Annotated in this window: 14 protein-coding genes; 8 read left to right on the top strand and 6 right to left on the bottom strand. The window is 64.6% G+C overall.

Annotated elements, in window-relative coordinates; all coding sequences use genetic code 11:
- Window positions 1-259 precede the first annotated feature (259 nt).
- On the top strand, window positions 260-1,009 hold the full coding sequence (locus tag M1E01_RS14455) for a hypothetical protein (RefSeq protein WP_457972253.1): 750 nt from the start codon (window positions 260-262) through the stop codon (window positions 1,007-1,009).
- A gap of 81 nt (window positions 1,010-1,090) precedes the next feature.
- Here M1E01_RS14455 and M1E01_RS14450 read toward each other — a convergent pair whose 3' ends face one another.
- Entirely contained in the window at window positions 1,091-2,680 is a 1,590-nt protein-coding gene (locus M1E01_RS14450) for an alkaline phosphatase D family protein (RefSeq protein ID WP_457972252.1), read from the bottom strand.
- Between the two features lie 99 nt (window positions 2,681-2,779).
- Window positions 2,780-3,184: a TfoX/Sxy family protein gene (locus M1E01_RS14445; protein ID WP_457972251.1), complete on the bottom strand. Its 405-nt coding sequence runs from the start codon at window positions 3,182-3,184 to the stop codon at window positions 2,780-2,782.
- Between the two features lie 237 nt (window positions 3,185-3,421).
- Here M1E01_RS14445 and M1E01_RS14440 point away from each other — a divergent pair, with 237 nt between their 5' ends.
- Window positions 3,422-3,625: a cold-shock protein gene (locus tag M1E01_RS14440; RefSeq protein ID WP_003806113.1), complete on the top strand. Its 204-nt coding sequence runs from the start codon at window positions 3,422-3,424 to the stop codon at window positions 3,623-3,625.
- 144 nt (window positions 3,626-3,769) lie between these two features.
- On the opposite strand, the gene M1E01_RS14435 is transcribed toward M1E01_RS14440, so the two are convergent.
- Complete coding sequence (locus M1E01_RS14435; RefSeq protein WP_457972250.1) at window positions 3,770-4,270, bottom strand: hypothetical protein; 501 nt, start codon at window positions 4,268-4,270, stop codon at window positions 3,770-3,772.
- Window positions 4,271-4,556: 286 nt separating this feature from the next.
- Window positions 4,557-5,288 (bottom strand): FadR/GntR family transcriptional regulator, encoded by a 732-nt coding sequence (locus M1E01_RS14430; RefSeq protein ID WP_457972249.1) that lies wholly within the window; start codon window positions 5,286-5,288, stop codon window positions 4,557-4,559.
- A 189-nt stretch (window positions 5,289-5,477) separates the two neighbouring features.
- On the opposite strand from M1E01_RS14430, the gene M1E01_RS14425 reads away from it, so the two are divergent.
- The 3 genes from M1E01_RS14425 (at window position 5,478) to M1E01_RS14415 (ending at window position 7,914) form a co-directional block, all read left to right on the top strand.
- Window positions 5,478-6,041 (top strand): gluconokinase, encoded by a 564-nt coding sequence (locus M1E01_RS14425; protein ID WP_457972248.1) that lies wholly within the window; start codon window positions 5,478-5,480, stop codon window positions 6,039-6,041.
- A 92-nt stretch (window positions 6,042-6,133) separates the two neighbouring features.
- Window positions 6,134-7,537 carry a GntP family permease gene (locus tag M1E01_RS14420; protein WP_457972247.1) on the top strand — a complete coding sequence of 468 codons (1,404 nt, stop codon included), beginning with the start codon at window positions 6,134-6,136 and terminating at the stop codon, window positions 7,535-7,537.
- Between the two features lie 110 nt (window positions 7,538-7,647).
- The gene (locus tag M1E01_RS14415) at window positions 7,648-7,914 is read left to right on the top strand and encodes a hypothetical protein (RefSeq protein ID WP_457972246.1); all 267 of its coding nucleotides are present in this window, start codon (window positions 7,648-7,650) and stop codon (window positions 7,912-7,914) included.
- Between the two features lie 27 nt (window positions 7,915-7,941).
- Here the strand turns inward: M1E01_RS14415 and M1E01_RS14410 are convergent, their stop codons facing one another.
- Window positions 7,942-8,646, bottom strand: coding sequence for a type 1 glutamine amidotransferase domain-containing protein (locus M1E01_RS14410; protein WP_457972244.1), 705 nt, complete (start codon window positions 8,644-8,646; stop codon window positions 7,942-7,944).
- Between the two features lie 63 nt (window positions 8,647-8,709).
- Entirely contained in the window at window positions 8,710-9,999 is a 1,290-nt protein-coding gene (locus tag M1E01_RS14405) for a class I SAM-dependent methyltransferase (protein ID WP_457972243.1), read from the bottom strand.
- A gap of 210 nt (window positions 10,000-10,209) precedes the next feature.
- Between M1E01_RS14405 and M1E01_RS14400 the strand changes: the two genes are divergently transcribed.
- The 3 genes from M1E01_RS14400 (at window position 10,210) to M1E01_RS14390 (ending at window position 13,218) form a co-directional block, all read left to right on the top strand.
- Window positions 10,210-10,677, top strand: coding sequence for a hypothetical protein (locus M1E01_RS14400; RefSeq protein WP_457972242.1), 468 nt, complete (start codon window positions 10,210-10,212; stop codon window positions 10,675-10,677).
- 128 nt (window positions 10,678-10,805) lie between these two features.
- A complete protein-coding gene (locus M1E01_RS14395) occupies window positions 10,806-12,437 on the top strand; it encodes an alkaline phosphatase D family protein (RefSeq protein WP_457972241.1) in 1,632 nt (543 codons plus the stop codon).
- 181 nt (window positions 12,438-12,618) lie between these two features.
- The gene (locus M1E01_RS14390; protein ID WP_457972240.1) at window positions 12,619-13,218 is read left to right on the top strand and encodes a hypothetical protein; all 600 of its coding nucleotides are present in this window, start codon (window positions 12,619-12,621) and stop codon (window positions 13,216-13,218) included.
- The last annotated feature ends 3 nt before the right edge of the window (window positions 13,219-13,221 follow it).

Here is a 13,221-nt window from a genome sequence, read left to right as displayed (position 1 = left end):
GTCATCCCCGTTCATGATCCGTCCACGGCAGCCTCACTGCCTGTGAACGAAGCAGGAGCGTCTCCGCACCTGCCTGTGATTGCCCATTCTAGAGGCCGGGACCGGCGTTGTCTGCGGGCGCCGGTGCCCCTCCCATGGTGTTCATTCAGGGTGTTCCCGTTAGGTGTTCTAGTTAGAGGCTGGCTGCACTACCTTTTTCCTATGGCCATGGGCAAGCAATGGTGCTCTGACCCCCTATAGGAATTTCTACTCAGAAGGAGTGGGAAAGGTCATGAATCGACGAACCAAAATAATTTTTGCTGCGGTCCTCGCGCTGCTGGTGGTTGGTGGGGCGGCGCTGTTTTTCTACGACAGCAATAAAAGGAGCAGGGCCGCGGAGTACAACCCGCAGATCAACCCGGCCGATTTCAGCACCAAGATAACCAACAGATACTTTTCCCTGCCCGTCGGCAAGAAACTGACGTACGAGACCACCCGGCAGGGAAGCGTCACCGAGAGGATTGAAATCGAGATCTTGCCGGAGACCATGACCATAGAGGGCGTCGAGACGGTCGTCTACCTGGACAAGGAATTCAAGAACGGGCAGCTGGTGGAGGAAACCCGTGATTACCTTGCGCAACATAAAAACGGTGACGTCTGGTACTTCGGCGAGGACGTGAAAAACTTCTGGAATGGGATGCTGATGAACCGCGCCGGCAGCTTTCTCCACGGAAAAGACGGTGCAAAAGCCGGCATCTGGATGAAGGCCGAGCAGCGTGTCGGCGATTCGTACAGGCAGGAATTCTACGTTGGCCATGCGGAGGACATCCGGGACACCGTCGCCACCGGCGAGACCGTGTCCACGAGGTCAGGCACCTACACCAACTGCGTCAAGGTCTACGACTGGACGCCGCTGGAGAAGAATGCGCGGGAGCACAAATACCACTGCCCCCAAGTCGGCGCGCTGGTTCTGACTGAGGACCTGGAGACAGGCAGCCGGTCAGAACTCGTGGACGTTGTCCAGCCCTAGCCTTCCAACAACAGATACACGCGCGGCTCCTGCAACGCCCGGCAAAGCGTCCGGGCGTTGCAGGAGAACCAGCCGTCGAGGCTACCCGCGTGCCTGCAGTCCCGGAACGCCGTCCTGGATCTGGAAGGAGGCCTTCGTCCCAACGGGGGAGCCCGGCGTCGTCACGTAGTCCAGCACCCGGAAGTCCGCCTGCAGGAAGTCCTTCGTGATGCGGGTGTTCACGTAACCGCGGTTGTCGTTGTAGAACTTCAGGTGCGGATTCCACGCCATGACGGGATCGCTGGTGGAACCGGAGCCGTTGCCGGTGGAGGTAATGGACGTGCAGACAAGCTCCGAGCCAACCACGGGCGACGCCGGATCCTTGTAGTCCACCTTGATGTCGTTGGCCCAGTTCCGGTGCACGTCGCCGGTCAGGACGACGGCGTTGCGCACGTTTGCATCCACCCAGCCCTGGGTGATGCGCCGGCGGGACGCAGCATAGCCGTCCCAGCCGTCCATGGACACGTCGTCGATCTCCGGCGCCCTGTTGCGGTCCCGTTCGGCGAAGAACACCTGCTGGCCCAGGATGTCCCAGCGCTGCGTGGAGCTCCGGAAGCCGTCCAGCAGCCACTTCTCCTGCTCCCCGCCCGTGATGCTGCGGTTCTCAGCGAGGCGCTCGGAAACATTCTTCTTCCAGCCGTCCCCGGCGAGCTGGTCGTCGCGGTACTGGCGGGTGTCCATCATGTGGAAGTTGGCCAGCTGGCCCCACTGGATGGTGCGGTAGATCTTCATGTCGAAGCCGGCGGGGACGGAGGACCTGCGCAGCGGCATGTTCTCGTAGTACGCCTTGAAGGCGGCAGCCCGGCGCCGCCGGAAACGCTCGGTGCTGTCGTTCATCTGGGCGGCATCATTGTTCTCCGGAACCTCGTCCGCCCAGTTGTTGTCCACTTCGTGGTCGTCCCAGACCACGAGCCACGGCGCGATGGCGTGTGCGGCCTGCAGGTCGGCGTCGGACTTGTACTGTGCGTGCCGCTGCCGGTAGCCCTCCAGCGTGACTGTCTCGGGGCCTTCGTGGTCGCGGGGGTTGCCGCCGCCGATGACGTACCTGTCCTTCTTGTATTCGTACAGGTAGTCGCCCAGGTGCAGTATGAGGTCCGGGTGGTCCTGCGCCAGGCGGGTATAGGCGGTGAAGTAGCCGTGCTCATACTGGGAGCAGCTGGCGAAGGCCATGGCCAGAGCCGCCGGCGTCTCATGAAGGGCCGGGCTGGTGAGGGTCCGGCCGACGGTGCTGATGTGCCGTCCGCTGCGGAAACGGTAGAAGTATTCACGCCCCGGCTTGAGGCCCTTGAGTTCCACGTGGACGGAGTGCGCGTTTTCGATGCGGGCGTGTTCGACCCCGCGGGCCACCACTTTGCGCATCGCCGAGTCTTCGGCAACCTCCCACGCGACGGGAACGCTGCGGGACGGCATGCCGCCCAGGCCGTCGTCGGCCAGGGGGTCAAGGGCCAGCCGGGTCCACAGCACGAAACCGTCCGGCCACGGCTCGCCGGAGGCGATGCCCAGACGGAACGGGTCTGAGCGGAGTCCGGCGTCGTCGGTGGTGGAGGTTGCGACGGCGGCACCCGGCAGGGCAGCGACGAGTCCGGCCCCGAGGCCAGCGGTGATAAGCGATCTGCGTGAGATGTTGTCCATGCAACTGAACCTATTCAGCGAATTTTGACGGTTCCTGTTGCCTTCGTGAACCGGGGGTGAACGAACAGCATCTTGTCGAATAAACGCGTGTGGCTCGGGTTACTTCTTTAACGTGCGCGGCTTGGAGGGCTGTGGTTCCTTGGGTGCCTTCGGCTCCTTGGGTGGCAGCCCGGCTACATAGTCATAGGCCTTCATCACCCATGCCCTCGCCCGCGTCTGGTCGCCGTCACCCTCTTCGTTCCATACCTCCGGGAGTCCGACGTAGCCGCCCATGGGCCGCTCCTCCGGCCCGAAGGGGACGGTCCGCTCCGAGCTCTCGAGTTCGGTACGGTCGGCATCGGACAGCCGGACGCCGATGGTGGGGCCGAACAGTCCGGCGAACATGTTCCCGTGCACGAAGGCGCCGAGGTTCCCGAACATCGGCTTCACCACCACGTCCGGATGATGCGGCATGGCGGAGCGGAACCGTTGCTTGTCCTCCTCGGACGGCTTGGGCATCTGCATCGTGAACACTTCCTTCGGAGCGGGTCAGGGAGACACTGGAACTGCCTCGTGACTGCCAGTGTGGCCTTCCGGACGAACTCGTGTACAGTAGAGACCGTTGTTGTGTTTGTATTTGGTAGTTCAGGCAGTACGCGCGGTCGAAAGTCCGCGTTCTTCTGAAGTAGCGGTTTTGAACATCTCACGCCGGAGGACCCGAAGGTCGGGACTTTTCCTCCACCTTCACGAAGGACAAAAATAATGGCTACTGGCACCGTCAAATGGTTTAACGCTGAAAAGGGCTTCGGCTTCATTTCCCCCGATGACTCTTCCCAGGACGTGTTCGCGCACTACTCCGCGATCAACTCCTCCGGCTTCCGCTCCCTCGAAGAGAACCAGAAGGTTTCCTTCGAAACCGAGCAGGGCCCCAAGGGTCCCCAGGCCGTCAACATCCAGGCTATCTAATTTCCTAGATACTCTGGGACCGCAAGGTTTCTAAGCAGGGCCCGTCTAAAGACGGGCCCTGCTTTTGTTTAACCTCACCGCTGACCAAGCCTGCCGAGATCAAGGCGGCCCCGTTTAGGCAGGCTCAAGCAGCAGTGGTTCGCCCTACTTGGGGCAGCGGTGCGCGGGGTTGTAGGCCGCGAACATGCCGTCCGGATTATCGCGCCAGATCCACGCGTGCAGGGCGAACGTTCCCGGGAGCGGGCCGTTGTCAAACTTCACGCCCGCAATGACCGGGCGCTTTTTGGCAGTGGACAGGAACTCAACAGCCACCAGCTTGTACTTGCCCTGCTTGTTGGGCATGTACACCAGGATTTCCGGCTTGCGCGGGTCGATCTTGTCGTCGATCAGGGAGTTCTTGGCGTAATGGAACCCCATCGCCCCCACACCCTTCTTTTCGATGCACGGGGTGACCTTCTTGTAGCCGTCCTCCTTCGCTTCGGCCAGCGAGCGGTATTCCTCAGTCACGTCCCTCAGCGTCTTAACCAGTTTGCGCTGCTGGGAAGTGAGTTTCCGGTCGTCATCGTCGTCGTCCCAACCGCCGTGTGCGGCAGCGGTGGCGGGCATGAGTCCGGTTGTCAGGACTCCGGCGACAAGCATGGACATGAGTCCCTTTTTGGTGCGATGCAACATTTCTTCCAACCCTCTGAGACCGCTATTTTTCGGTAAGGGTACGAAGCAGCAGGCCGGCCCGGCCCACCTTCGCCACGATGCCGGCGGCCAAAGGAGGCACAACCGGTGCTAGGGCCGCCCGTTGCACAGCAGAGCAAATTGGAGCGGCCCTAAGATTATGCGCTTCTCGGGAAAATGGCGCCAGAGTCAGTTGGAAGTAGTCGCTGATCGCGCTTGCCGAGATCAGGGGCACATCGGGATCGGCAGGCTCCACCAGCTATCAGTGCAGCCCCATCGCGTTCCGGACCTCGTCCAGGATGTGGTGCATGGCGGTCTCGGCGGCGGTTGCGTCCCCGCCGGCCACCGCGGCTGCCACCTCCTCGTGGGCGTCCAGGGCTTCCGGCCGCGGCTTGAACGGCATGAGTCCCTGCTGGGTCCGGCTGGTAAGGACTTCCGCCACCATCCCCTCAAGGGCGGTGAACATTTCGTTGCCGCAGCTTGCCAGCAGCAGCCGGTGGAAGGCGATGTCGGCTTCGAGGAACCCTTGAAGCTCGCCCGCTTCTCCCAGTCGGCGGAGGTCGGCGGCCAGCGCCACGAGCTGGCTGCGCTCGGCGGCGCTTGCCCTGCGGGCGGCCCCTGCGGCCGCGATGGGTTCGACGGCGATGCGGAGTTCCGTAAGGCTGCTGTACTGCTGCTCCCGGCGGTCTGAGGCGAGGCGCCACCGCACCAGCTTTGGATCAAAGACGTTCCACAGGTTTCGCTCCTGCACCACGATGCCTACACGCCGGCGCGAGTACACCAGGTTCATGGACTCCAGCACTTTCATGGTGTCCCGGGCAACCGTGCGTGACACCCCGTATTCCTGCTGCAGCCCCTCTAGGGTCAGGCGGCTTCCCGGAGGCAGTTCACCTGCGGCGATAGCCGTGCCCACAGCGTCCAATACGCGTTCGTGCATGGCGGGGGACCCGCCGTCGTTCGCGCCATCCTTGCGGTCTACTGTCGCCGTCGACATGATCCTGCCTTCCGTCCGCGCCAAAAGCGCTCTTCCAGCTTAGCCGAAAGTGGCACAAAGGTATGACCTGTGACACGCAAAGATAGTATCTGTGTGGTGAAAAGGTGATACCTTATCTCCAACGCAGTTCGAATCGGCTGCTGAACGAGCTTCTTCTCCAAGCCAAAGACGTCTTCTTCGGAGGTAAACATGCAGTACCCAGCCACGCATCTGGTGGTGATGGGCGTTGCCGGTTCCGGCAAGTCCACAATTGCGGCAGCTCTGTCCAATCAGCTTGGCTGGGCCTGGGCCGAAGCCGACGAATTCCACCCGCAGTCCAACATCGACAAGATGAGCCAGGGCATTCCCCTGCAGGATGAGGACCGCTGGCCGTGGTTGCAGCAGATCCAGGACTGGATGACCGGGAAGGCCCGCGCCGGCGAGAGCACCGTGCTCACGTGCTCCGCCCTCAAGCGGACCTACCGCCGGCTGCTGTCCGAGGCCCAGGGCCGCGTGCTCTTTATCCACCTGCACGGCGAAGCCGGCCTCATCAGCCAGCGGATGCAGGGGCGCGAGGGCCACTTCATGCCGCCCACACTGCTGCCCAGCCAGCTCGCGACCCTGGAACCCCTGACCGAGGAGGAACTGGCCGCGGGAAGCCTGCGCCTGGACATCTCCCGCTCCCCGCAGGAACTCATCGCCGAAATCCTGGCCGCCCTCACGCTGCCGGCCCGATCGGATCCCGCCTCGGGCACCGATTCCGCCTCCGAGTAAGACCCGGGCACCGCCTTCGGCTAAGACCGGGCCCACTGACCCCGCACTCTTTTCGACTCCCCAACCGCTAGAACCTGTTTCAAAGGAGAACCATGACCATCGAAGGATGGACTCAAACACTGGGCGCAGGCCCCCTGCTGCTCATCGCGGCGGCAGCGATCGGCGTCCTGCTGTTCCTGATCATCAGGCTGCGGATGCACGCACTGCTGGCACTGATCGTGGTCAGCCTTGCCACCGCCTTCGCCACCGGAATCCCCGCAAACCAGGTGGTGCCGGTGCTGATCAACGGCTTCGGAACGACCCTCGGAACCGTGGCGCTGCTCGTCGGCCTCGGCGCCATGCTCGGCCGCATCGTGGAAACCAGCGGCGGCGCCAAAGTCCTGGCCGACTACCTGATCGGCATCTTCGGCGAAAAGCGTGCCCCCCTTGCCCTGGGCCTTGCCTCCCTGATCTTCGGCTTCCCGATCTTCTTCGACGCCGGCCTCGTGGTCATGCTCCCCGTCGTCTTCGCCGTGGCACACCGCCTGGGCGGGGGAGTGCTGCGCTACGGTCTCCCGGCTGCCGGCGCGTTCTCCGTGATGCACATCTTCCTGCCGCCGCACCCCGGCCCGGTCTCGGCGTCGGCCTTCTTTGAAGCGAACATCGGCCTGGTCACCGTCGCCGGCCTCATCACGGCGATCCCCACCTGGTACGTGACCGCCTACCTGTACGGCCTGTGGACGGGCAGGAAGCTGCAGCTTCCCGTTCCGGAACTCCTCGGCCACGCCGACGCCGAAGCCCTGTCCCACCCGCCGCGGTTCCGCACCATCATTGGTCTGCTGCTCCTGCCGCTGGTCCTGATCTTCATGAATACGGGGCTGAATACCTTCGCCGCGTCCGGCGTGCTGCCGGAAAACGTCCGGGACGAACAGTGGTTCCAGGTTTTGCGCACCATCGGTGAAACCCCGGTGGCCCTGCTCATCTCCGTCCTCGTCGCGATGTTCGTCCTTGGTGCCCGCCGCGGCGTCCATAACGGCGCCCTGGAAAAGTTGCTCGAATCCTCGCTCGGCCCGGTCTGCTCCGTCATCCTCATTACCGGCGCCGGCGGTATGTTCGGCGGAGTGCTGCGCACCTCCGGCATCGGCGACGCCCTGGCCGACGTGCTGGGCAGCATCGGCATCCCGCTCATCTTCGCGGGCTTCCTGCTCTCCGCCATCCTGCGCATCGCCCAGGGCTCGGCCACCGTGGCGCTCACCACCACCGCAGGCCTCATCGCCCCCGGTGTTGCCGCTGCCGGGCTGAACGGCATGCAGATCGCCGCGCTCGTCATCGCCGTGGCCGCCGGCTCCGTGGTGGTCTCCCACGTCAACGACTCGGGCTTCTGGCTGGTGGGCCGCTTCTTCGGCATGGACGTGAAGACCACGTTGAAGACCTGGACCGTCATGGAAACCCTGATCGGTGTCATGGGCTTCACCATCGCCGCCACCATCTTCGGGTTGGCCGGTTTGGCGGGTTAGCTGCTTCTGGTGAATACGACGGCGGGAGGCTGGCAGATCTGCCAGCCTCCCGCCGTCGTTGGTTTTGAAAGTGGAGGACACTGGAAGCCACAACCAGGAAGGTGGATCCCATGATCAAGCTCCAGCAGGATGCCGAAGGCTTTATTCGGATGAGCCGGCACTATCCCGAAAGCGTCCGAGTCTCCGTCACCTTTGCCGACGGCACCGAAGAGGAGATCTCCGGGCGCCGGCTCAACAAGGCCTACGATGACGCGCTGGCCGAATACCGCGCCCAGAACCATCTCGATGCCAAGGGATTCTCCCGGGCGCCGAAAAAGAAGACTGGTTCGGGCAACAGGATCGACTTCGTCCCGGTGCATCCCGGCATGGGGGAGTAAGCCTCTCCCCTTCGGGTTTCGGCAGCCTCAACCAGTGGCGAGGGCTTCGATGACCTCCTTGGCGACGTCCTCGCTGGATTGGGGGTTCTGGCCGCTGATCAGGTTTCCGTCGCGCACCACAAAGCTGGACCAGTCCGCGCCGGTCTCCACGTTGGCGCCCTTCTCGCGCAGCCTGTTTTCCACCAGCCAGGGCGTGTTCTCGCCGGTGCCGCCGCCCAATTCCTCCGAGTTGGCGAAAACGGTGAGACGGCGGCCCGCGAAGGCAAACCTGCCGTCGTCGGACGTGGCGCTGAGCAGGCCCGCGGGGCCGTGGCAGAACGGGGCGATGATCTTGCCTGCGTCGTTCATCTCCACGAGGATCCGGCCCAAGTCCTTGTCCTTGTACAGGTCGGCCATGGGGCCGTGCCCGCCGGGCAGCACCACGGCGTCATAGGCGGAGGTGTCGACATCGGCCAGCACCAGCGGCGCGAAAAGGTCGACGTCGATCATGTCCAGATACATGCGGAAGTCTTCCGCCCGTTCCTCGCTGCCGACCGCCTCAGCCTGCAGGCTGGCCTTGTCCACTGTCGGTTTCACGCCGCCGGGAGTGGCGAAGTCCACCGTGTGTCCTGCCTGGAGCAGGGCGCGGTGTGCCACCACCAGCTCCTCGGCCCAGTACCCGGTGGGGTGCTCGCTGCCGTCCTTCATGGTGAGCTTGTCGGCGGCTGATACGACCATCAGGATGTTGGCCATGGGATTCTCCTCTTGAGTCTGTTCTTGGTGGCGGCGGGCTTAACCGGCCGGGGTCCGATGAGCTCAACCAGCGGTCCACTGCCGCAGGCGCAGCGGCGGCTCACCACCTCCGGGCTTTTGGAGCAGCACTTGGTTGACCCCGGTCAGCCCATTTTCGAACCCCAACGCGCTGGACGCCATATACAGCCGCCAAACACGGGCGCGGCCGGGAGACGTCAGCCGCACCGCCTCGTCCCAGTGCTCCTCCAGATTCCGCACCCAGGCACGGAGGGTCAGGGCGTAGTGCCGGCGGAGCGCTTCGACATCGAGCACCTCGAAGCCGCCGGCCTCCAGCGCCACCACCATCTCCGAAAGGCTCAGCATCTCGCCGTCGGGGAAGACATAACGGGGGATGAAGGAATCCGGGTCGTCCTCCGTGGGCCCGGCGTTCCATGAGATGGCGTGGTTGAGCAGCCGGCCCCCCGGGCGGAGCAGGTTGTGCAGCTGCTCCACATAGTCGGGGAGCTGTGCCCTGCCCACGTGCTCGGACATACCGATGGAGCTGATCGCGTCGAAGGGGCCGTCCTCGACATCGCGGTAGTCCTGGACGCGGATGTCCACCCGCTCCGTCAGTCCGGCCTCGGCCACCCGTTTGCGGACGAACTCCGCCTGTTCGGTGGACAGCGTGATTCCGACAACATTCACCCCGTAGCGCTCAGCGGCGTGCAGGACGAAGCTTCCCCAGCCACAGCCGACGTCCAGCACCCGCATGCCCGGCTGCAGCCCCAGCTTGCGGCAGACCAGATCCAGTTTGGCTTCCTGCGCTTCCTCCAGGCTCGTGTCGTGGCTGTCGAAGACGGCGCAGGAGTACACCATGGAGGGGCCGAGCACGAGGCGGTAGAAGTCGTTGCCGACGTCGTAATGGTGGGAGATCGCCGCAGCGTCACGCTGCTTGGAATGCCTGCGTCCGTGCTTTTCGACCCGCGCTTCCTCCGGCGGCGGCGCCGGATTCGGTCCCACCGCACCGAGCCTGACCGCGGTGGCGAGCAGCGTCGCCAGCTCCCGCGGCGTCGGCTTGCTGAAGGCTCCGGGCTCGGTGAACTTCCCGGCGGAGCTCAGCGCCGTGAAGGCCGCGAAGATGTCTCCGTGTGCCTCGATCTCGCCAGCCACGTACGCCCGGCTCAAGCCCAGCTGCCCGGGCGCCCACAACATCCGCCGCAGCGCCCGCCTCGATTTGAACTCGATGACCGGTGCATCTGCCGGACCCGCTTCCGACCCGTCCCACGCCCGCAGCCGGACAGGAACCTCCTCAGCCCGCAGGACAATGGCCAGCGCCTTGGCCAGCCGTGATGCCACACCAGATGTTTTCGCCATACCCGTCGCCTCTCGTCCCGTGCCCCAGCCCTACGGCCTGCGCCATTGCAGCCCGTGGCAATAACGTACACAACCCTCCCCGCGCCGGACAGGGAGACAACTTTGTCCGCCTTCTGAGCGCGGCGCAAACCTCTCGGCTCTGGACCGGAAATCAGGGCAGTGGGATCCTAAACGCAAAATGTCGACGGGGGAGAAGGGCTGTAGCAGACTATGGACGACTCCGCGGACACGCGCCAACGGCTGTCTGAGCGCATTGACCAAAAGCAGCAGACGATCCGTTCCTACTTGGGACGGGAGCGGCCGCGCCGGAACAAGCTTTCCAACATCAGCATCGTAGGCAGCGCGCTCGCGGCCATGCTCACCGCCGGGCCTGCTGTGGGCGGCACCGGATTCACCGAGGCGGTGCGGGAAATCTTCTCGCTGGCGGACGATTCGGTTGTGTGGCGGTTCCTGTGCCTGGCCGCCGTCATGTTCTCCGTCGCGGCCGCCCTTGCCACGAACTTCGCCAACTCCCGCGCCCTGGGCGAAAAGGTCAGCGCGGCCGAGACCGCCAATGCCCAGCTGGAAGGCCTGCAGCTGTCACTGAACTTCGGCAACCTGGCCGTGGACGAGGCCCTCAAGCTCTACCAGCAGGCCGTTGCGCAGGTAGCTTTCGTGGACGAGGTACGTGCGCCCTGATTTGGGCAACAAGCAAACGCACGACGGCGGGTGGCCGGCACATTGCCGGCCACCCGCTGGTTTCGGAAGGCACTTAAGCTTCACCTCCCCGTGTCCTTCGGTTCACCCGCGCCGTCGAGAGTGGCCCCATGACTGCTCTCACCCGCCGAAACGTCCTCAAAGGTGCCATCACCGCCGCCGGTGCTGCCGCCGTCGCGCCTTCCCTTCTTGTGCCCGCGCATGCCGCCAGCCCGTCCGCTGTCCCGCTGGTCCGCAACCGCCTGACCCTTCCGTCCGGCATTGCCACGGGCGACGTGACCGCGGATTCCGGTGTCCTCTGGTCCCGGGCGTCGGGACCCGGCCGGCTGGTGGCCAGCCTGCTGGCGGTTGACGAGGACGGGTCCCCGCTTCGCGGCGGACGCGCCTTCCGGCGTGTACTGCGGGGGAGCGCCGCCACCGAGGCCAGCGACTTCACCTCCAAGATCAACGCCGCCCACCTCCCGGCCGGCACACGGTTTGCCCTGACCATGCACTTCGAGGACACCGAGGGCAACGCGGGCGAAACCGCCCAAGGCTCCTTCGCCACGGCACCCGGAACCGGGACTCTCCGCAGCGCCCGGTCCTCCCGCCGCCAGAGCTTCGTCTGGTCCGGCGACACGGCCGGCCAGGGCTGGGGCATTAATGAGGACATCGGCGGCATGCGCGGCTATGCGGCCATGCACGCCACCCGCCCGGACTTCTTCATCCACTCCGGCGACACCATCTACGCCGACGGTCCCATCGCCGCGCAGGTCACCGAACCTGAGGGGCAGATCTGGCGGAACCTCGTCACCGAGGAAGTCTCCAAGGTGGCCGAAACCCTCAACGACTTCCGCGGCCGGCACCGCTACAACCTGATGGACCGCAACGTCCGCGCCATGTACGCCGAGGTTCCGGTCATCGCCCAGTGGGACGACCACGAAACGACCAACAACTGGTACCCCGGCGAAATCCTCACCGACCCCCGCTACACTGAACGCCGGGTGGACGTCCTGGCAGCCCGCGGCCGTCAGGCCTGGCAGGAGTACCAGCCCATAGCGGGGCCGAGCAGGGGCCTCAGCGACGGCAGCACCGGCTTCGAACCCGCCCGCATCTACCGCAAGATATCCCGCGGCCCGCAGCTGGAGATCTTCTGCCTGGACATGCGCACGTTCAAGGACCCGAACACAGACGGCAGGGAAACCAGCCTCACCCACATCCTCGGCGAGGAGCAGGCATGCTGGCTGATCAACGAAGTCACGAGGTCCAAGGCGACCTGGAAGGTGATCTCTGCAGACCTCCCGCTCGGCATCATCGTGCCGGATGGCCCGGTCAACCAGGAATCCCTCGCCAACCGCAACGCCGGTGCCCCCTTGGGCAAAGAGCTTGAGATTGCCGGCGTGCTCTCGGCGTTCAAGCGCAGCAAGGTGAAGAACGTGGTCTGGCTGACCGCGGACGTCCACTACTGCGCGGCTCACCACTACTCGCCCGAGCGTGCCGCCTTCACAGACTTCGACCCCTTCTGGGAGTTTGTGGCCGGCCCCATTAACGCCGGCACGTTCGGGCCCAGCCAGATGGACGGCACATTCGGCCCTGAGGTCGCCTTCTACAAGGCCGGCGCCTACGCCAATCAGTCCCCGCGCACGGGTGACAGCCAGTTCTTCGGCCATGTGGCCCTCGACGAGGACGACGTCTTCACGGTCAGCCTCCGCAACGCCAACGGCGCCGTGCTTTGGAGCAAAGCCCTGCACCCGGAAGCCTGACGCGGGGTCTGGAGCTGAGACTGGCTCAACCGGCGGGTGGCCGGCAACCCGCGCCGCCCACCTGCCCCGTTCATAATTGCGCCCGGAAAGAAATCCTGCACCGGACCTGCGAAGATGTTCTTGTAGTGGAAAGATCAAGTAATGGCCTGACTTTCCATTCAATGCCAGGGGGAGGCAAGCAGTGCCGGGAATCAGTTTTACCGCCATCGACTTAGCGACGGCGAACAGTGACAGCGCATCCGTGTGCGGCGTGGGCTTGGCGAAGGTGCAGGACGGCCGCCTCGTGGACAAAACCTCGTGGCTGATCAAACCACCGCCGGGCCTAGGGCACTTTGATCCTGTCAACACAGAGGTCCACGGGATCCGCGCCGAGGACGTCGCCAGTGCCGCCGACTGGGAGATGTCCATCGAGGGGATCCTGCACTTCACCTGTGAGGATCCGCTGGTGGCCTATAACGCCGCCTACAACGCCGAGGTGCTGCTGAAGGCGAGCGGCCGCCTGAACCTGGACCTGCCGGCCCAGAACTTTTACTGCGCGCTTGAGTTGGCGCAGAACGAGCTCCACCTGCCGAGGCGGAGCCTCACGCACACCCTTGCGGCCCTGAAGCTGCCGCCGGTCGCGCAGACGGAGCCGGGTGCCAACGCTGTGGCCTGTTCCAAGATTGTGCTGGCCATCGCCCGGATGCGGAAAATGGGCAGGTTTGAAGAGATCTGGAAGGAGCCGGCGGTCACTGTCGGGCGAAAGCCGCAGGGCCGCCGTCGTAAGCAGTCTTCGGAGTAGGCG

The sequence above is a fragment of the Arthrobacter sp. D1-17 genome, assembly GCF_054130535.1.
This window is presented reverse-complemented; position numbering and strand designations above follow the sequence as displayed.